The sequence below is a fragment of the Methylocystis suflitae genome (genome assembly GCF_024448135.1).
Lineage (GTDB): Bacteria > Pseudomonadota > Alphaproteobacteria > Rhizobiales > Beijerinckiaceae > Methylocystis > Methylocystis suflitae.
In genome coordinates, this window is the sequence record NZ_JAMRYX010000236.1 from 61982 (window position 1) to 80265 (window position 18284).

16 protein-coding genes and 3 pseudogenes are annotated in these 18284 nt (G+C 63.1%); 15 read left to right on the plus strand and 4 right to left on the minus strand.

The genetic code is table 11. The annotated features are described in order from the left end of the window. Positions 1-78: 78 nt before the first annotated feature. From NEI07_RS19800 to NEI07_RS18320, 6 genes and pseudogenes are all read left to right on the plus strand, one after another. Positions 79-273: pseudogene (locus NEI07_RS19800) on the plus strand (Fic family protein); the annotation flags it as partial. Positions 274-801: 528 nt separating this feature from the next. Then, positions 802-1351 (plus strand): annotated as a pseudogene (locus NEI07_RS18300) (DUF2493 domain-containing protein); the annotation flags it as partial. Positions 1352-1599: 248 nt separating this feature from the next. After that, a complete protein-coding gene (gene repA / locus NEI07_RS18305; RefSeq protein ID WP_256036601.1) occupies positions 1600-2805 on the plus strand; it encodes a plasmid partitioning protein RepA in 1206 nt (401 codons plus the stop codon). Beyond that, complete coding sequence (gene repB, locus NEI07_RS18310) at positions 2805-3809, plus strand: plasmid partitioning protein RepB (protein ID WP_256036604.1); 1005 nt, start codon at positions 2805-2807, stop codon at positions 3807-3809. Before repA ends, repB begins: the two co-directional genes overlap by 1 nt. A gap of 235 nt (positions 3810-4044) precedes the next feature. Continuing rightward, positions 4045-5418: a plasmid replication protein RepC gene (gene repC, locus NEI07_RS18315; RefSeq protein WP_256036605.1), complete on the plus strand. Its 1374-nt coding sequence runs from the start codon at positions 4045-4047 to the stop codon at positions 5416-5418. Between the two features lie 74 nt (positions 5419-5492). Beyond that, on the plus strand, positions 5493-5711 hold the full coding sequence (locus tag NEI07_RS18320) for a hypothetical protein (RefSeq protein WP_256036608.1): 219 nt from the start codon (positions 5493-5495) through the stop codon (positions 5709-5711). A 131-nt stretch (positions 5712-5842) separates the two neighbouring features. On the opposite strand, the gene NEI07_RS18325 is transcribed toward NEI07_RS18320, so the two are convergent. From NEI07_RS18325 to NEI07_RS18340, 4 genes are all read right to left on the minus strand, one after another. Beyond that, positions 5843-6016 carry a DUF433 domain-containing protein gene (locus NEI07_RS18325; protein ID WP_256036610.1) on the minus strand — a complete coding sequence of 58 codons (174 nt, stop codon included), beginning with the start codon at positions 6014-6016 and terminating at the stop codon, positions 5843-5845. Positions 6017-6041: 25 nt separating this feature from the next. After that, a complete protein-coding gene (locus tag NEI07_RS18330; RefSeq protein WP_018409465.1) occupies positions 6042-6389 on the minus strand; it encodes a helix-turn-helix domain-containing protein in 348 nt (115 codons plus the stop codon). A gap of 4 nt (positions 6390-6393) precedes the next feature. Beyond that, positions 6394-6741, minus strand: a complete 348-nt coding sequence (locus NEI07_RS18335; protein ID WP_256036612.1) for a type II toxin-antitoxin system RelE/ParE family toxin — start codon at positions 6739-6741, stop codon at positions 6394-6396. Between the two features lie 95 nt (positions 6742-6836). Then, on the minus strand, positions 6837-7973 hold the full coding sequence (locus tag NEI07_RS18340; RefSeq protein WP_256036615.1) for a site-specific integrase: 1137 nt from the start codon (positions 7971-7973) through the stop codon (positions 6837-6839). Between the two features lie 158 nt (positions 7974-8131). On the opposite strand from NEI07_RS18340, the gene NEI07_RS18345 reads away from it, so the two are divergent. The 9 genes and pseudogenes from NEI07_RS18345 (at position 8132) to NEI07_RS19805 (ending at position 18109) form a co-directional block, all read left to right on the plus strand. After that, entirely contained in the window at positions 8132-9748 is a 1617-nt protein-coding gene (locus tag NEI07_RS18345) for a Mu transposase C-terminal domain-containing protein (RefSeq protein WP_256036617.1), read from the plus strand. Beyond that, positions 9741-10619, plus strand: coding sequence for a TniB family NTP-binding protein (locus NEI07_RS18350; RefSeq protein WP_256036619.1), 879 nt, complete (start codon positions 9741-9743; stop codon positions 10617-10619). Before NEI07_RS18345 ends, NEI07_RS18350 begins: the two co-directional genes overlap by 8 nt. After that, positions 10616-11659 (plus strand): TniQ family protein, encoded by a 1044-nt coding sequence (locus NEI07_RS18355; RefSeq protein ID WP_256036621.1) that lies wholly within the window; start codon positions 10616-10618, stop codon positions 11657-11659. The genes NEI07_RS18350 and NEI07_RS18355 overlap by 4 nt, the downstream gene beginning before the upstream one ends. 373 nt (positions 11660-12032) lie before the next feature. Continuing rightward, positions 12033-13097 (plus strand): DUF1403 family protein, encoded by a 1065-nt coding sequence (locus NEI07_RS18360; protein ID WP_256036624.1) that lies wholly within the window; start codon positions 12033-12035, stop codon positions 13095-13097. 72 nt (positions 13098-13169) lie between these two features. Next, complete coding sequence (gene scpB, locus NEI07_RS18365) at positions 13170-13865, plus strand: SMC-Scp complex subunit ScpB (RefSeq protein WP_256036627.1); 696 nt, start codon at positions 13170-13172, stop codon at positions 13863-13865. 453 nt (positions 13866-14318) lie between these two features. Beyond that, on the plus strand, positions 14319-14699 hold the full coding sequence (locus NEI07_RS18370; RefSeq protein WP_256036630.1) for a phasin family protein: 381 nt from the start codon (positions 14319-14321) through the stop codon (positions 14697-14699). Between the two features lie 127 nt (positions 14700-14826). After that, positions 14827-15866 (plus strand): annotated as a pseudogene (locus tag NEI07_RS18375) (transposase). A gap of 452 nt (positions 15867-16318) precedes the next feature. Then, entirely contained in the window at positions 16319-17029 is a 711-nt protein-coding gene (gene scpB, locus NEI07_RS18380; RefSeq protein ID WP_256036639.1) for an SMC-Scp complex subunit ScpB, read from the plus strand. An 819-nt stretch (positions 17030-17848) separates the two neighbouring features. Further along, the gene (locus NEI07_RS19805; RefSeq protein ID WP_305123953.1) at positions 17849-18109 is read left to right on the plus strand and encodes an ATP-dependent DNA ligase; all 261 of its coding nucleotides are present in this window, start codon (positions 17849-17851) and stop codon (positions 18107-18109) included. Positions 18110-18284 lie beyond the last annotated feature (175 nt).

The window sequence follows — 18284 nt, forward strand, 5'->3', positions numbered from 1 at the left end:
AACGCCGCCTTAATTTTGAGGCTGTTATCTAAGCGAAGCGGTATTTGCTTAAATAATCGCCTCGGGCATTCTCCCGCCATGAGCGCTCAAGCGCCCAAAGCTGCCCGTCTCGGCCGCTATGTGGAAACGCCCCTCGGCGGGGAAGTCGTGTGCGCCTTCGTTCCCCCTCCCCTGCCGCCAAGCCCGGAACCGACCTCCTGCCCCTTCTCGGACGCCTAAGCGCCACGGCGGACGCCGCTCGACGGCGCTGTGGTCCTGCTGCCGCGGCAGGAGCCCGCTACCGGGGGGCGGTGCGAGGCAATTGTCCTCAGGGAGCGAACGCTTGGCTCCATTTCTCTCCGAAGGGCTGTTCGTTGGAGGAGCGCTCCCCTTGCCACCCCGGCATTGGCTCTTCGAGAGGGCCGCGTGCCGGCCTGAAAGAGCAGCGATGTCGCCACAAGCGGCTTGCTTGCCGCACGCTCCCCGCGACTTCTTTCCTCTGCCCTGCTCTGCCCTGCCCTGCGTTCGCGCTTCGGGCATTCCGCGCGGAGCAAAGAAATCGACGGGAAGCGCTCTTCGCTTTGCTTCGGCCCTTCGAGTGCAGCGCGATCCGCCCGTGGCGCGTGATCGCTGTCAGGCCGCGATCGGCGCGGGTTCAAGCGACAGCACCAAAGCCATGAACCGATCACCAAGCACAATCGCCGTCCTCGCATCTACTCGATGAACTCGCCTTGCACGGCTATAGCCCTAGGGACGACGAACTGGAGCCACGCCCCCTGCCCTCTTCTGACGCCGCATCTTGGCGTGCGAAGCGCCGTCGAGTTGATCGCGCAAGGACTGACGCTCACCGGACGTCGCAACGCTTTTGAACTCTTCCGCGACCATCTCGCGGAGCTCTATGCGACCGAAACGGGCTCCGCCTGGCGTCCCCGTTCCGGTTCAAAGGTCAATCACCGCGCGTCGACCGCTGCGATGGTCGACAGCCAGGACCTCCTCAACGGCAAGAAGCTGGCCGAGACGCAAGTGCTCTTGCCGCGCGGACATCGGATCGCTTTCGCCGGCGGAGTTGATTGCAACAATCATCAGCGCATTTGGAATGCTCTCGACAAGGTTCAGCGAAGCATCCCGACATGGTCCTTTTCCATGGCGGCGGCGCAAAGGGAGCCGAACGGATCGCGTCCTGCTGGGCGGACAATCGCAAGGTTCCTCAGGTCGCCTTTAAACCGGAGTGGACCCGTCATAAGAAGGCCGCACCGTTCAGGCGCAATGATGTGATGCTCGAAACACTACCGATCGGCGTGATCGTCCCGGCTCGTGGATTGTCGAGAACCTCGCCGACAAGGCGTGCAAGATGGGAGTTCCGGCGTGGCGGTTTGACGTCGCACCGCCGCGAGCGCCGTCAATTGTGGGTAGCGGTCCTTTCTTGCGCCGCCCTAGGAATTGTGGAGCGCGCGAGAGTTGCCGGCCGGCAACTATTGTCACGCAGCAATTTATTTGTTTGCGAATCGGGCGTTAAGTTTTGATTAACTCAAAATTCCTTGCCACTGAGGCCGAATCGGGGGAACGTGTCACGGCAAACGACGCCGATTGCGCTAGAAAGCGTGCCTAACGAGATTTGCCGTGGACACCCCTGCTCTCCAGTTTCGATCGAATGCGATCAACGAACTTGTCGGCGCCCATGCGCGGGAGCTTTCGGCTCGTCTCCAAGCGCATCGGCTGCAACTCTTCCCTCCTGAGGCGAAGAAGACTTTACGACGATTCTCGTCGCTCGAGGCTGCAAAACTGATCGGGGTTAATGACGGCTATTTGCGCCGCCTGTCTTTAGAGAAGAAAGGCCCAGCCGTCGAGGTCGGTCCAAATGGCCGCCGCTCGTACACCATCGGCGACATCCAGTCTTTACGCGTATATCTCGACGCCAGCAGCAAGCCCGACCGCAAATATATTCCTTTTCGAAACGGCGCGGAGCATTTGCAGGTCATCTCTGTCGTCAATTTCAAAGGCGGCAGCGGCAAGACCACCACGGCAGCTCACCTCGCCCAATATCTCGTGCTTCGCGGCTACAGGGTGCTTGCGATCGACCTCGATCCCCAGGCAAGCCTCTCCGCGCTGCACGGCGTTCAGCCAGAATTCGACGTCGGAGAGAATGAGACCCTCTACGGGGCGATCCGCTACGACGACAGGAGGCGACCCCTCAGCGACATCGTTCGGAAAACCTACTTTGACAATTTAAGCCTCATCCCCGGCAACCTCGAACTCATGGAATTCGAGCACGAGACGCCAAAGGCTCTCATGACCGATCGCCATGTCGAGTCGATGTTTTTCACGCGTATGGACTCTGCGCTCGCCTCGGTCGCCGACCAGTATGACGTCGTTGTAATCGATTGCCCGCCTCAACTCGGATTTTTGACCATGTCGGCGATGTGCGCCGCGACCGCCGTGTTGGTGACAGTTCATCCACAAATGCTCGACGTCATGTCGATGTGCCAGTTCTTGATCATGACGTCCGACCTTCTCGGCGTCGTCGCCAAGGCCGGCGGCAATATGGGGTACGACTGGATGCGGTATCTAGTCACTCGCTATGAGCCTGGCGACGGTCCGCAGAACCAGATGGTGTCCTTCATGCGCTCAATGTTCGGGGAGCATGTGCTCAATTTTCCAATGCTCAAGAGCACGGCGATAGCCGACGCCGGCATTACCAAGCAGACGCTTTACGAGGTGAGCAGGGACCAGTTCACTCGCTCGACTTACGACCGCGCTATCGAGGCGCTCGATAGCGTCAATGGCGAAATCGAACAGCTCATCCGCAGCGCATGGGGAAGAGGCTAATGGCGCGAAAGAACTTGCTGGCAGGCCTCACGGGCGTTTTGTTGCCGGCCGGCAACTCGGACACTCAAGTGACGACCGACGCATCCCGCCAGCCTTCTGCTGCGGCACATCTGGGCGTCCTCGGCACGCGCGGGGCGATAGGCGCGGTAAGCCGCTCAATTGAGCAGCTCAAGGCGCACTCCATTGTTGATATCGCGCCGGATCTCATCGAGGCCTCATTCGTTTCCGATCGTTTGGAAACCTCGGAGGAGCATCATCGCGCGCTCGTCGAGTCGATCCGCGAGCATGGCCAACAAGTTCCCGTGCTCGTGCGCCCACACCCGGTAAAGGAGGGGCGTTACCAGATCGCCTATGGACGGCGCCGGCTTTTCGCGCTCGCCGAACTTGGGCGCAATGTCCGCGCGGTCGTGAAGCCGCTCAGCGACGAACAACTCGTGGTCGCGCAAGGTCAGGAAAACAGCGCGCGCAAGGATCTCTCCTTCATCGAGAAGGCGCTTTTTGCCGCGCGCCTCGAACAGTCGGGCTATTCGCGGGAGATCATCATGGCGGCGTTGACCGTCGATAAGACCGGTCTCTCGCGTCTGATTTCCGCGGCCGTGAAGATCCCGCAAGATATCATCGAGGGTATCGGTTCGGCGCCGTCAGTTGGACGTGATCGCTGGGCGGAACTCTCGACGCGTCTCGAACGCAATGGCGCTTTGGCGCTCGCTCGCTCAGAGATGGCGAAGGAAGAATTTTCGGCGGCGACGTCCGACGCAAAGTTTGAGCGCGTCTTCGCCGCTCTGGCTCCGAAACTTGCAAAGAGCAAGATCGTTCGTTCCTTTGCCTTGAAAGCCAAGGATGGAGCCAAATTCGGCAACGCAAGAGATGAGCCTCTGACTCTGATGCTTGCGATCGATAAACAAGTCGCGGCGGGGTTCGCGCAATATTTGCTCGCTGAGCTGCCTGAACTCTACGCGTCCTTCAGAAAAAAGGCGGAAGCCGTCGATGATGTCGCTTCATAAGGCTCATCCGCCGAGACGCCTCTCCCGGCCTTTTGCGCTCTAACCCGGCGCGAATGAAGGTCAATCTGAAACAGGAGACTAAACCGCAAAAGAAAAAAGCCCCCGAACGTCGCCGCCCGGAAGCCTTTCTCTGATTTCAGCACTCCGAGAATCTCACTTCCGCGAATCACTGTCAAGAGTCTTGGCGCCAATTTTCGGCGAGCGGATTTCTTTTGCCTGAACGAGGCAAAGGATCATGCGCACACATCCAACGACGCCCTTCGGGCGGCGGCCGCTTTCGCTCGCCATGGTGGCGGCGCAGGCGGCGACGCGAGATTTCGCGGCGAAACCCGACGCGTCCGAGACCGTCGTCCATAAATGGCGGCTGTTTCGCGCGCTCACGGAAGCCAAGGAGCCGATCGGCGTCACCGACCGCGCTTTGTCGGTGCTGCACGCGCTGCTCAGCTTCCATCAGGAAACCGCGCTGACGCTGCCCGAACGCGATCCAAAATCGGAGAGCGAGGATAACTCTGCCGGCGCCGGCGTCATCGTGTTCCCATCCAACCGGGAGCTCTCGATCCGCGCCCATGGCATGGCGCCGGCGACGCTGCGCCGGCATTTGGCGTCGCTCGTCGAGGCGGGGCTGATCATCCGGCGCGACTCGCCCAACGGCAAACGCTTCGCGCGGCGCGGGCAGGGCGGCGAGATTGAAAGCGCCTTCGGCTTCGATCTGACGCCGCTGATCGCGCGCGCGGCCGAGATCGAAAACCTCGCCGAGGAAGTGCGCGCCGAAAACCGCGCGATCGCCCTATTGCGGGAAAGGATCACGCTGGCGCGGCGCGACATCGTCAAGATGATCGAGACGGGGATCGAGGAGGGCGTTCGTTTCGCGCTGATATCGATTGACGGGCAGGACATCAGCGACTGGGAAGGCCTTTACGGGCGTTATCAGGCCCTCTCGGCGCGCTATTTGCGCAGCCTCGGAAGAACCGGGCTGGAGGCTTTGGCGGGCGAACTGGCGGGCTTCGCTGCCGAAATCCAGAAGCTGCTCGAAACACACGTCAAAGAGCAAAAAAGAAGCGCCAATGAGTCTCAGACTGAGCGCCATATACAGAATCAAATCACAAATATTCCTGATCTTGAACCTAGCCTTCGAAAAGGCAGGGCCGAAGCGCCCGGGTCAATGCCGAAAGACCCGGGCGCCGATAGGGCAGAGGCTTCAACAACCGAGGTTCTTGGTTCAGGAAACGGGGAGCGGCAAGCGTCGTTGGCGCGAACCTATCCGCTCGGGATGGTGCTGCAAGCCTGTCCGGACATCGTCGATTACGGGAAGGGTGGCGAGATTTCTTGTTGGCGCGACCTCATCGACGCCGCAGCGATCGTCCGATCGGCGCTCGGCGTCTCACCAGACGCCTGGAAACAGGCGCTCGACGTCTTGGGCGAGCATGACGCCTCGATCGTCATCGCCTCGATCCTGCAGCGGGGCGAGGAAATCAAATCCGCCGGCGGCTATTTGCGCGTTTTGACCGGGAAGGCGAGGGAAGGGGAGTTTTCGCTGGGGCCGGTGCTGATGGCGCTGCTGCGCGGCAAGGCGGCAAAGGCGGCGCGGGAACGTCGGCAAGCGGGATGATCCGACTTTTGGCGTGGGGTTTCACTGCCGTGGAATTGGCGATTATCGTTGCCGATCGAGGGAGCGCGGACGCGATGACCGACACGACGACCCAACTCGCCATCCTTTGCGATGCGCTGATTAAAATCATCGAGCTTGGCCCACTGGCGGCGGAGGGGAAGGCGTCGCCCGCCGACCTGTTGACCCGTTCGGGCGACATCGCCGCGCAGGCGCTCACCGCCGCCGCGACCTATGGTCAGTTGCCGCCATTCGCGGAGGCTTCGGCTCCTCAATCGGCCGACGACAGGCAATGAAACGCCGGTAGGCCTTGCGCGCCAAATCGAGATCGTGATCGACGATGGCGACCATCAGATTCCCGGCCGGCGCGCCGTAATCTGGGCTCAGCCGGGGAGGGGATGCGCTTTGGCGAAGAGCGCGGCCGCCGCTAAAGCTTCACGCGGCACATCAGGTTCTCTGCGGCGATCTCGTCGAGACTTTCGACGTTCGATAACCGCGCTTCGATGACATGGACAGTGATGCGTGTGCCCTTGATAACGGGTGCGCCCTTGATTCCTGGAACGCTTTCTGTCCACGCATCGCCTTTGTCTGGGTGAACCAAGCCTGTAATTTCCTGGAAAGTTGGGTCATGCGGCTTTGTCGGACCGGCTCGAGCGCCGGCGGGTGACGGTCTTTGCAAGACCCGCCTCCTTGATCACCAGGGCCGGATCACGCGCGAGAATGCGCACCAACATGCCGGCGGCGCCGGACGGCGAACGTTCGCCGCGTTCCCATTTGCGCACCGTCCCCAGAGAGGCGCCGGTGACCTTTGCGAATTCTTCCTGCGTCAGACCCGCCTTAAGACGGGTTTCTGCGATGAAGGAGCGATCGACCTTGACGCGATGCGCGCGCGCGCCGGGGCTTTTACGTCCTTTCGCGTAGGCCAGAGCATCTTCGAGGCCCGCGATCAGCTTGCCGAAATCCTTGCCGTCCATACCGCTACCTCCCGAACTGGGCGCGAATTGCCGTGGTGAGCGCCGCCGCCGCCTTCCGTTGTCTGGAGTCGAGATCGGCTTGCACATTCTTGGCGTAGACCGCGATGAGAAACACCGGCATGTCTGCGTCGTGAAAGAAGGTGATGAGCCGCGCTCCGCCTCTCTTTCCCCGGCCTTTCAGCGGAATGCGAACTTTTCGCAAGCCACCTGTGCCTGGGATCACGTCTCCTGCTTGAGGATCGGCAGCGATCGTGTTGACCACGTCGATCCTTTCAGCCTCGTCCATCAGCTGGACCGCGTCGGCCAGATAGGGCGCCGTCTCGACAACGGTGATCAGCGACGCGCTTTTCATCGGCGTAATATACCCCAAAGGGGTATTAATACCAGAGGTCGCCGCGGCGGTCTATATCAGCCGCGCGCAGTGAAGGCCGACGCGAACGCCGTCGGTTACAACCCCGCCGCCTTGGTCAGGTTAACCCTAAATCGGTCACGTTTCCTTTGGTAGCGCCGGGTCATTTCGGGGCTGGCGTGTCCGAGGTGCTTTTGCACATGCGCCTCCTCGATCTGCGCCGAGGAGGCGAGCCCGGCGCGCAGGGAATGGCCGGAGAAGGCCAGCCGTCGTTGGCCTTCGGTCAGATCGCCGCGAATGCCGGCGGCGAGGGCGGTTTTCTGGACCAAACGGGCGACGTGCTTGTCCGTGAGCCGCTCGGGCGACACGCCGCCATTCTTGCGCGCAATCGGGCGGAAGAGGGGGCCGTGACTGATCCGGCCGAGCCGCATCCAGGTCTCGAGCAGGGTGACGGGGCAGGTTTCGGGACGCGAGCCGCGGCCGACTTCGACCTCGCGCCAGCCGGTCTTGCCAAAAATCTGCAGCACCACGCCGCCGTCGTTGTTGCTGGCGTTGGATATATCCGCGCCAGTCCTTTTGCCGCCGCTCGAAACATTGGCGGAGTCTTTTCTGGCGCTCGAAACTTCGGCGCCAGGAGGAAAAATCTCGATCCAGCCAGTTCCATCCTCGGTCTGATCGGGCCCGCAATCGAGGCCGACGATCTCCGAGCGGCGTAGGCCGCCGGCGAAGCCGATCGCCAGAATGGCGCGATCGCGCAACCCGCGCAGATCCAAATCGAGCGTCGCCAGCATGGCGATGAGCTCGTCGGCGAAAATCGCCTCTTTCTGGGCTGGCGGTTGCGCATGGGCGCGGCGAATGCCGGCGAGCACCGTCGAAATATGCCGATCGCGCGCATCGAGCGGCTCCCCGAGCTGGCGGTAGCGCCAGCAGATGCCAGCGAGCCGGCGTTCGAGCGAGGCGACGCTCAACGCGGGCCGGCCGGGCGAGTCTTCCATACAGTCGGCGAGATAGAGGCCGACGGTCTGCGGGTCTGGGGGCAGGGGATCGAGGCCTTGCCGGCGCAGCCAGGCGGCGAACTGCCGCCAATCCGCGTCATAGGCGCGCCTAGTGTTGTCGGCGCGGGCGTTGCGGGCGTAGTCGCGGGCCTTTTCGCCGAGCGCGGCGAGGTGGGGGGAGGGGGCGCGTTCAGTGAGCGGGCCGCCGACGTCTTCCAGTTCGTCGTCCGTATTGGCCATCGGTGTCGGACTGTCGCAATTTCTGGGACTCCCAGTCATTGGAATCTTTGGATTTTCCTGTTGCATAATTTTGGGATCGATTCAGAATTTCAGGGACTGGCGTCGAGTTTGATTCGTAATTTGTGGAACCAGATTGCTGCGAGACGGCAAGGCTGTCCATGGATATTGGCGACATCGACCCGAACGAATGGGCGGCGGCGCAACGGCGGGCCGAGGTTCTCTCCAAGCTGCCAGAGCGGCCTTCGGGCGAGCAAATCCGCGACGCCATGGCGGCGCTCGGGGTCGGCCGGACGACACTGTTTCGCTGGTTGAAGCGGTTTCGAGAGAGTGCTCGAACCAGTGAGCTGGCGCCGCGCCGTCGCGGCCCGCATTCCGGGATGCGTCCGCTGGCGCCCGATGTTCTCGCCATCGTCGAGATGCATTTCCGAGAGTTTTACGCGACGCGGCGGCGTCCCACGCTGACGCGGTTCTGGGCCGAGGTCGCCGCCGATTGTCGGCGCCAGGAATTGCCGGTTCCGTCCATGCGCCGCCTGCGTCGATGGCTCGATCGCCAGGACGAGGCCGAACTGCTCCGACGGCGCGAAGGCAAGGGCAAGTCGGAGCCGATTTTTCTGGCGACGCCGGGATCGCTGGAAGCGACCGCGCCGCTGGCGATCGTGCAGATGGACCACACCAAGGTGGACGTGACTGTGGTGGATCCCGTCACGCGGCTTCCCATCGGCCGCCCGACGCTGACGCTGGCGATCGACGTCGCCACGCGGATGGCGATGGGATTTCATCTGTCGCTCGATCCGCCCTCGCTGACGGCGGTCGCGCTGTGCCTGACCCATGCGGTGATGGACAAGACGAGTTGGTTGGCGGCGCGCGGGATCGAGGCCGAATGGCCCGCGCGGGGCGTTCCACACGTCATTCATGTCGACAACGGCGCCGAATTCCATGCCTTAGCCTTCGAGCGCGGCTGCGCCGAGCACGGCGTGGACCTCGCCTATCGACCGCCAGGAACGCCCCGCTTCGGCGGCCATATCGAGCGGCTGATTGGAACGATGATGGGGGCGGTCCATCTCATTCCAGGGTCGCATTTTTCCAACATCCGCGAGCGCGGCGATCTCGATCCGGAGCGGCAGGCGGTGATGACCCTGCGCGAACTCGAGACCTATTTCGCCCTGGAAATCGTCGGGGCCTATCAAGCGCGGATCCACAAGGCGCTCGGGGCGCCGCCGGCGGCGGTCTGGCAGGCGCGCATCGAAGAAGTTGCGGTGCGCATGCCAAACGACGTCAGGCGGTTCCTGATCGATTTCCTTCCCGCCGAGCGGCGCGTTTTGCAGCGTGACGGCCTGCATCTCCATCACATCCGCTACTGGTCTGACGAGCTGCGCTGGCACATGGGGCGGGGCCCGGAAAAACTCACGGTGAAATACGATCCGCGCGACCTCTCGGTGGTCTTCGTGCGGGTGGGTGAGGGGTATCTCGAAGCGCGCCCGGCCGATCGAACGCGGCCTTCCATTGCGCTTTGGGAGCAGCGGGCGGCGTTGCGGGCGCTGCGCGCGGCGGGCCGCCGGGCGGTCGACGAGGAACAGATCTTTTCGACGATCCTCGCTCAGCGCGCTCTGGTGGACGAGGCGGTGCGCGCCACCAAGGCGATGCGGCGCGACGCGGCGCGGCGTCCCAGACCGCAGCCGCCGAAGACGATCGAGGCCCCGCAGGCCGCCGCGCCGCGGGCGGCGGACCCGCCGCTGGTCCTGCCCTATTTCGAGGTGGAGGAATGGGATGACTGAAGATTTCGAGCATTTGTTCGCCGCGAGCCGTCCAATCGCCGCGCTGAGTTCGGAAGAGCGATTGCGGCGGATTCGCGCCGACCGCTGGATCAATTATCCGCGGGCGCAGCAGGCGCTGGCGATGCTCGAGGATCTGATCTCGTTTCCCCGACGCGCCCGCATGCCCAATCTGCTGATCGTCGGCGAGTCCGGCATGGGCAAGACGATGATCGTCGAAAAGTTTGCGCGCGATCACCCCGCTTATTTCGACGCCGTCAATGGGCTCAAGCGGATGCCGGTCGTGCTCGTCCAGATGGTCTCGGGGCCGGACGAAGCGCGGTTTTACAAGCGGCTGCTCGCGGCGATCGGCGCGCCGGAGCCGACCCGGCCGACGCTCGGCGCGTTGGAGAATGTGGCGCTGCGCGTGCTGGAGCAGGCGCAGCCGGGCATGCTGGTCATCGACGAGGTGCATAGCCTCCAGGCGGGCACGGTGCGCGAGCAGGCGCGGTTCCTCAACATGCTGCGGTTTCTGGGCAACGAGCTGCGCATTCCGCTCGTCTGCGTCGGCACCCAGCAGGCCCGCAATGCGCTCAAGACCGACGAGCAACTCGTGCGCCGCTTCGAGGCCATCGCGCTCCCGCCCTGGCGGAACGACCAGGATTTCGCGGCGTTGATCGGAAGTTTGCAGCGCACGCTGCCGTTGCGCCGGCAAAGCGAGATCGGCGAGCGGGCGCTCAAAAGCATCCTGGAGACGACGGGCGGCGTCACGGCGGCGATCTTCTCGTTGATGACGCGGCTGGCCGTCGCCGCCATCGTGAGCGGCGAGGAACGGATCGGGGGATCCGATTTCGAGGACGCCAAGACGACGTCGTTGCTCGGGGAGGCGGTGTGAACGCGGCGGCGCTCGCCTCGCTTCTGCCCGTCGCGCCGCGACCGGCGGCCGAGGAGCGCCTGTCGTCATGGCTGTCGCGGGTTGCGGGGATTTACGGCATGTCGGCGAACGCGCTGCTCGCCCATTTCGGGCTTGCGGGAGTTTCGGCGCTGACGCTCGAACAGGGCCTGTCGGCGGGGCAGGGGGCCTTGATCGCGACGCGCGCCGGGCTGAGCGCGCAAACGATCGACGGCATGACATTCGCCGGCCTGGCGCCGCATGCCCGTTTCGTGATCGCGCCGAGCGCGAGATATTTCTGCCCGCGTTGCGCCAAGACCCCCGCGATCGGCCGCAAGGGCGCGGCGCTGCCCTGGATGTTTTGGTGTTCTGTGCACGGCGTCCGGCTGTGGGCGCGCGAGAAGCGGCCGATAGAGAGCTTTCTTCCCGAACGCGTTCTCGAACGCCTCGATCCGCCCGCCAGGCGCGGCGCCGCTCGCTTCGTGGCCTGGGCCGAGGACCGGGACGCCATCGGCGAGACGAGCGCGCCGACGGTTCCGGAGCTGCTGCGGTTCCTGACCACATCCTATCGTCGCCCGTCGCCGCCGTCCCTGGCGGAGCAGCCGCGGCTTTCGCTGGAGGCGCGGCGCGCCAACCACGCGTTTCTGATCCGACCGATCGTCCGCCAGGCCCTGCTTGTCGTCGCGCCGGAATATGATCGCTTCGCGCCCGTGCTCGCCAAGCCAGTTCGCCCGGGGCTCGCCGCTCTCGCGTGCGGCTCGCTCTTACAGAACTACGCTTTGGCCGTCGGCGTGGCGCGCCTGACCGAAAATCCCGTCGAACACGCGGCGGCGGCGCTGGCGGTGGCCGACGCCGAGGGGGAGACGAACCTGCGTCGTATTTTGACGACCTGGCCGTCTGCGACGCGCCGTCGCATCGGCGTCGAGTTACGACGCCTGACCGACGCGCAGCCGGCTGGAAAGGCTCCGCGACGGCGTCGATTGCAGCTCAGTTCCATAAATTATGCGCGAGTCCCACAAATTTCGGCGCGGCTTGTCCCATGAATTGTGAATCGGAATTCCGAAATTATGCGCGGTCCCGCCGCGCCGATCGCCCAATCCCACAAATTATGGCTGTCCGACACCGGCCGATTTCACCGCCACGGGCCCGGCTGGGGCTGCTTCCGGCGGCGTGAAGACGTCAGTCCGCCAATTAAGCCGGAAGGCGGACGCGAAAATCCGACGCCTCGATTGGCCGTCCGCTCATTAAAACGGAGCGACACGCCCGGCGTCGTTGGCCTTTCGAATCATGTCCGATAAGCCCACATTATCGGACATAGCAAAGAGACGACAAGGGCGGCGGATTGGGACGGAATTTTAACGATAAAGCGCCGTTGCGACTTGCCGCCAGACGCGGTCCGCGGCTACGATTTTGTCCATGTTCGAAGCTGATTCGTCCGACTCCTTTGAGCTTGACGCCGCTGTGACCGTGCCGCCGCGGCGCGGTCGCAACAGCGGTCGTTCGGCGCCCGCGCTTTCGCAATATGTGACGGAAATTCAGCCGCTGCCGCGTTGGGCGCGGCGCGACGCGACAGCCCACGACGCTCCCGCGGCGGCCTTCCTCGCCGGCGCCAATCTTCTCGCCCTCGACCAGATTTTGCGATCTGGCGACGATGGGGGTGAACCCGTTTACGTCGGCGCGCTGCGCCAGCGTCTCGCGCTGAAAGCCGCAGCGACCTGCGCGCGTCTCGCCAGGCTGCGCGAGGACGACGCGGCGTTGCGCGACGCCGAACATCTTTCCGGCGCCGGCGTCGACACCAGCCCCGCCGGACGCGTGCATCGGCTATGGCGGCTGTTTGTGACGCGTCCTGTGAAATTTGACGCAACGACCTTATCGGTGGCCATCGAATATCTCGAAGCGCAAGACGTTTTAGACGTGCGAGAACTCGCCGACGCCTTGCGCGACGTGATGGCAAGCGCCAATGACCCGCTCGCCGCGGCGGCGGGCGTGAGCGCAGCGGCGATGTATCATTTGCCGGCCGTCCCGGCGATCGACGCGGAAATCTTCGCGCTCTGGCTCGCCGACGCAGCCCTGGCGCAAAAGCTCGGCTGGCAGGCGCCGGTTGCGCTGCTGGCGACGGTGATCGCGCACCCCACATTACGCCGCGAGCCAAACGGACGTCGGCCGCGCCCGGACGATCGCGACTGGTCGAACGCGCTGGCGAGCGCCTACGCGCTCGCCGCGGGTGAGGCGATGGATCTCGCTGCCGCCTTGTCGCGCCAGACGCAAAAACTTCTCGACGCCGCGCCAAAGCTGCGCGCCAAGGGCGCGTTGCGGGTGATCGACATGTTGGTCGCCGATGATTGCGTCGCGCCGGCGCGCGCCGCGAAATACGCCAAGCTCTCCGACCGCGGCGCACGGCGTCTGTTCGATCGGCTCACCGAACTTGGGGCTGTGCGTGAAGTCTCGGGGCGCGCCAATTTCCGCCTCTACGGACTGTAGCGTTTTCGGGCCACGCAGGAATCGAATCGCATAAAGCAAACGCGACAAGATGCAATATGAGAGGCGCCGATCATGGGCCGTCCGAAAAAACGGGAATCATACGACGACTTGGCCCCCTTCCTGACCGACCTTCCAGAAGCCGCGCGCTGGCGGGAATGGATGGGGCGAGTCGAAGCGGTCATCTTTGCCGCGCGAAACCCCGTGCCGCGCGAAACGCTTGCAAGAGTCGTTGGTTCATCCTGCAACCTCGATGACCTTATCGCCGACATCCGCGACGAATTGCGCGCGCGGCCCTATGAGCTGGTCTTTGTCGCCGGCGGCTATCAATTGCGCACCAAGCCGCGCTTCGCGCCGGCGATCCGGGCGGCGGGCGGCGACGACTTGCGCCATGCGGGCGCGCCCGAACTGACGCCGACCGAGATCCTGGCCGTGACGGCGATCGCTTATCTGCAACCCGCGACGCGCAGCGACTTGTCCCGTCTTGCTGGGCGGGAGATCAGCCGCGACATGATCGGCGCGCTCAAGCGCCATGGGCTGATCGACGGCGCTCTTCGCGCGCCGGAACCAGGCGCGCCTTTCGCCTATGTGACGACCAAGAAATTCCTGGAGGTCTTCGGCCTCGCGTCGCTGCGCGAGCTTCCCGAGATCGAACGGCTCGAAGACGAAGGGCTCTTGGAGATGCCAAAGCCCGAGGCCGACCTCGACGCCATTCTTTTCGCGGGAGAGGAGGATCCCGAGGAGAGCGACGTCGGGGAGCATTGGGAATGACCGACGACAGAACACTCGCGATTCGACGTCCGTTCGTCGCGCTCTCACGGCGAAAACAGGGGTTCGGGTCACCTAGTGAGCGCCAAGTAAAACAAAGACGTACGCAATCCCCCGCCGCCCTGTAACTTTTGTGAATATATAGAGGTGCGCATTGACGCATTTTGGTGAACCTTCCGATCATGCGCGGGCGTCACGCCATCCCCATCAGCCATGCCGCCGCATAAGGCGGGCGGCGGCTCGGCAGCGGTTTCGGTCAGGCGAGCTATTGGGCTTACTGGGCCGAGAGCCGAGCCCACGGCCTTTGCTATTGCTTCCGCTTCAAGCAGCCGTTGCGCCGCGACCGGCTCGGTTGTGCTGCAAAGCAATATGATTATTGACACATTGTGCAGCGCACATAACCTGCGCGGCTGCGTGGGAATTGCCCCGCGCGCCTAGACCAAAAAGGGATGCTCTATGTTCAGCAACTTCCCCGCGACAAAAGCGTTCGGCGCGGCTTCGCTCGGCGCTCCGTTTGCCACGGTGTTTACCTCGTCAACCAAGGGTCTAGAGGCCATTGCTGCCGAAACGACGGACTACGCAAAGGTGTCCTTCGAGAAAAGCCAGGCGTTCTTCGAGAAGCTGATCGGCGTGAAAAAGATCGACGAGGCGATCCAGCTCCAGTCGGACTTCACCAAATCCGCCTATGACGATTTCCTGGCCTACGCCACCAAGATTGGCGAGACGTATTCGGGCCTCGCCAAGGAAGCATTCAAGCCGATCAATGGCGCGTCGCCCGCACAGCCGCCAGTCGTCGCGCCCCCGTCAAAAGCGCCGGTCGCCACGAAGCAGAACTGATTTTATACGCGGTTTAACGCGTCTTGCATCGGGCCAACACAAAGCGCTCGATCAGCTCAGCTGACCGAGCGTTCAGACTGCTGACAAACCCCTGGCGTGAGCCGGGGGTTTTTGATTCGCTAAGGTCATGCTTCGCAAGTCCGGCCCTGAACAGACGGCGATCGAGATGGTGACGCTCGATGAGCTCGTTCCCGCGGATCACCTGCTTCGCAAGATCGAGGCGGCGATCGATTTTTCGTTCATCCATGATCGCGTGGCGGGGCTTTATTGTCCCGACAACGGCCGCCCGCCGCTCGATCCGACCTTGATGTTTAAGGCGCTGTTTATCGGCTATCTTTTCGGGGTGCGCTCGGAGCGCCAGCTCGTGCGCGAAATCGAGGTCAATGTCGCCTACCGCTGGTTTTTGCGGTTGAAGCTGACCGATGCTGTTTTCGACGCCTCGACCCTGAGCCAGAACCGCCGCCGCCGGTTTTAGGACGAAAGCGTCGCACAGGACATTTTCAATCGCATCGTCGAACAGGCGATCGCGCACGGCTTCGTGTCGGGGAAAGTCCTCTACACCGACTCGACGCATCCGAAGGCGAGCGCCAACAAGAACAAGTTCGACAAGGCGCTGGTGGAGAAGTCGCGGGCCGACTATTGGGCGGCGCTCGACGCGGCGATCGAGGAAGACCGCGCCGCGCATAGCAAGAACCGCTTGTCCGACGCCGCCCAAGCCCGGCATGTGAGGAAGAGCGCCTTTCGGTATGACCCCGAGGCCGACGTCTACCGCTGTCCTCAGGGCAGGCGCTCGCTTAGGCGACGACCGACCGCACTGGCTATCGCCACTACAAGTCCGATCCCAAAGAGTGCCGCGCCTGCCCGCTGCTGTCGTCCTGCACCGGCAACGCCAAGGCCGAGCGCACCATCACCCGCCATGTCTGGCAGGACGCGCGCGAACGGGTCGACGCGCATCGGCTGACGATCGAAGGCAAGTTCATCTACAAGCGGCGCAAGGAGACGGTGGAGCGCTCGTTCGCCGACGCCAAGCAGCTCTTTGGCCACCGTTACGCGAGGTTCCGGGGCCTCTTGCGCGTGCGATGGCAAAGTCTGCTCGCCGCCGCCGCGCAAAACATCATGAAAATTGCCCAGCTCCTCGCCAACAGGCGCGTCGCCGCCCTCGCCTGAGGACGAAAGGACGACTCACGCCACTGAGACGTGGGTGAGGCGCATCTGGTGTCGATTTCGGTTTCAATGTGAGACTGAGAGCTATTCGGGATGGTTGTTCGGTCTCATTTGAGACTCGAGTGTCAGATGAAGCCGAAAAGTTTGCAGGTGTTCATTGACCGGTCGATGCGCAATGCTGATGAAATTATTAGTGTTAGGTCCGTACGCCCGCACGACGCGTCGGTCGATCGACCGGTTGACCGATCTCATTTGAAACCGAAAAATTTTTGCTTCAGTCTCATATGAAACAGAACTTGTTATGACACTGAACGGCCATAACCTACTGAATTAACAAGAACTGTCGGTCTCACATTGAAACCGAAATTGACATTGGCGCCGTGCGCGAACTCTCCGGTCGCGCCAATTTTCGGCTCTACGGACTGTGACATGCAGAGGACGTTGACGTGCCGTCGATGAAGGCGCATCGACAGGACAGTGCGCCGCCAAACCGTCGTGTGCCGCGGCGCGACGGGGATTTGCTGTTCGACGCCGATCTTTCCGATCTGCCACAGGCGATGCGCTGGCGCGAATGGATGGGGCGCGTCGAAGCCGCGATCTTCGCCGCGCCGTTGCCGGTCACGCGCGACGCGCTCACCAAACTGGTCGGGCGCGATTGCAATTTTGATGATTTGATTTGCGACATTCGCGAAGATTTGCGGGCAAGGCCCTATGACCTCGTTCTCGTCGCCGGCGGCTATCAACTGCGCACCAAACCGCGCTACGCCGACGCTATTCGCGTCTTGAACAACGGCGCCCGCGCCGCCGGACCGCCAGCGCTGACGCCGACCGAACTCCTCACCGTGACGGCGATCGCCTATCTGCAGCCGGCGACACGCGCGGAGCTGTCGCAGTTTGCAGGGCGAGAAATCAGCCGCGACGTCATTGGAGCGCTCAAGCGCCATCGGCTGATCGACGCCGCATTGCGCGCGCCGGAGCCCGGCGCGCCGTTCGCCTACGTGACGACGAGGAAGTTTCTGGAGGTCTTCGGACTCGCGTCGCTGCGCGATCTCCCCGACATCGAACGGCTCGAAGACAAGGGGCTCTTGGAGAGGCCAAAGCCCGAGTCCGATCTCGACGCCGTTCTTTTCGCGGAAGAGGAGGATCTCGAAGAGCATTGGGAATGACCGGTGATAGGGTTCGCAACTCCCTGCCTGCTCGTCGCCCTTTCACGGCGATAACAGGGGTTCGAATCCCCTTGGGCGCGCCAATGAAATCAATAAGTTACGCATGTAAATCCCCGCTATATTGGCCGTTGTGCCCAACATTTGCCCGATAAGCGTCGCCGGACGTGGGCGAGGTTTAAGCGGCGTAGTGGAGGACGTTCCAGTAGTCGTCACAGCCAGCTTATCGCGCCGCATCCTTCGCCTCATCTGACAGCGCTGCGACCTTCGTTGCGCGGCGGGCGTCGTCGCGGTCTATACCAAGATCACGGGAGGCTTCGCGGACGCCTCCCTCATTGCCGCGACCACCTTTAGAAACTGGCGCAACTTGCGCCACTTTATCCGCCAGCCTGATCCACTCGGCGACATGCTCATCGCGCTCAAGCGCCGTCAGCTCTGGGCCTGCCATGCTTGCCTTGGCGCGCTTCACGCCTAATTAGGAGCAGTTGCCTTTTGTAAGCGACACTTCGCAGCGATCTTGCCCGCGGTCCATGGCCGCGGGACTTTTTTCAGCGTCACGCCCCTGGCCCCCGACAACCTGTCTGCAAAGCGAAGCTTGCCGCGTTCGTTTCCGGTTCCATTTTGTGAGGTGAACGTCCGTCGATCACTGACCTAATCTGGCCGATGGGCGGGAGGCGCGGCCGTTTCTGCGGCATCAGGTCTGCTGAGCGGCTGCGCCGGGGCTCCGCCCGCGAGTATCGGGCGGAGCTTTTTTCCGCTCTCGCGGCGCCTAACGGCGACGGTTGGACTTCGTGATCCTCTCCCCAACATCGCCGGTATGGATTGGCTAAACTTCTCCGCTCGCAACCGCCACAGGCGTCCTGCGGGATTTATCCCTCCGGCGGAGCCAACGCGCGCTGCGCACGCCCCGAGCGGCCGGAGTGGGTGCACGAAATAAAGTTCGATGGCTTTCGCATCGTCGCCATGAAGGACAACAATCGTGTGCGCCTCTGGTCGCGCTTCGGAAATGATCTGACGGCGCGATTTTCCGCGATCCGCGACGCCGTCGCAGGGCTGTTAAACCGCGTTCGACAGGCGAATTGACTCGCCGGATTGCCGCGCGCGGGAGTTTCAGGTCATACCGGGATTGCCTGGATTAAAGGCCGACGGGATGAGCGCTTTGGCGCTGGCGGCCAAGGCTATAACTAACGGCGAAGGCAGCCGGCCGCGGGCGAAGCTTAGCTCTGCCGAGCGTCGGAGATCCCCAATTCGTCTGGAT

Coding starts and splice junctions, on each gene's coding strand:
- repB (WP_256036604.1), top strand. CDS start 2,805: ATGGCGCGAAAGAACTTGCTGGCAGGCCTCACGGGCGTTTTGTTGCCG.
- repC (WP_256036605.1), top strand. CDS start 4,045: ATGCGCACACATCCAACGACGCCCTTCGGGCGGCGGCCGCTTTCGCTC.
- NEI07_RS18320 (WP_256036608.1), top strand. CDS start 5,493: ATGACCGACACGACGACCCAACTCGCCATCCTTTGCGATGCGCTGATT.
- NEI07_RS18330 (WP_018409465.1), bottom strand. CDS start 6,389: ATGGACGGCAAGGATTTCGGCAAGCTGATCGCGGGCCTCGAAGATGCT.
- NEI07_RS18335 (WP_256036612.1), bottom strand. CDS start 6,741: ATGAAAAGCGCGTCGCTGATCACCGTTGTCGAGACGGCGCCCTATCTG.
- NEI07_RS18340 (WP_256036615.1), bottom strand. CDS start 7,973: ATGGCCAATACGGACGACGAACTGGAAGACGTCGGCGGCCCGCTCACT.
- NEI07_RS18345 (WP_256036617.1), top strand. CDS start 8,132: ATGGATATTGGCGACATCGACCCGAACGAATGGGCGGCGGCGCAACGG.
- NEI07_RS18350 (WP_256036619.1), top strand. CDS start 9,741: ATGACTGAAGATTTCGAGCATTTGTTCGCCGCGAGCCGTCCAATCGCC.
- NEI07_RS18360 (WP_256036624.1), top strand. CDS start 12,033: ATGTTCGAAGCTGATTCGTCCGACTCCTTTGAGCTTGACGCCGCTGTG.
- scpB (WP_256036627.1), top strand. CDS start 13,170: ATGGGCCGTCCGAAAAAACGGGAATCATACGACGACTTGGCCCCCTTC.
- NEI07_RS18370 (WP_256036630.1), top strand. CDS start 14,319: ATGTTCAGCAACTTCCCCGCGACAAAAGCGTTCGGCGCGGCTTCGCTC.
- scpB (WP_256036639.1), top strand. CDS start 16,319: ATGAAGGCGCATCGACAGGACAGTGCGCCGCCAAACCGTCGTGTGCCG.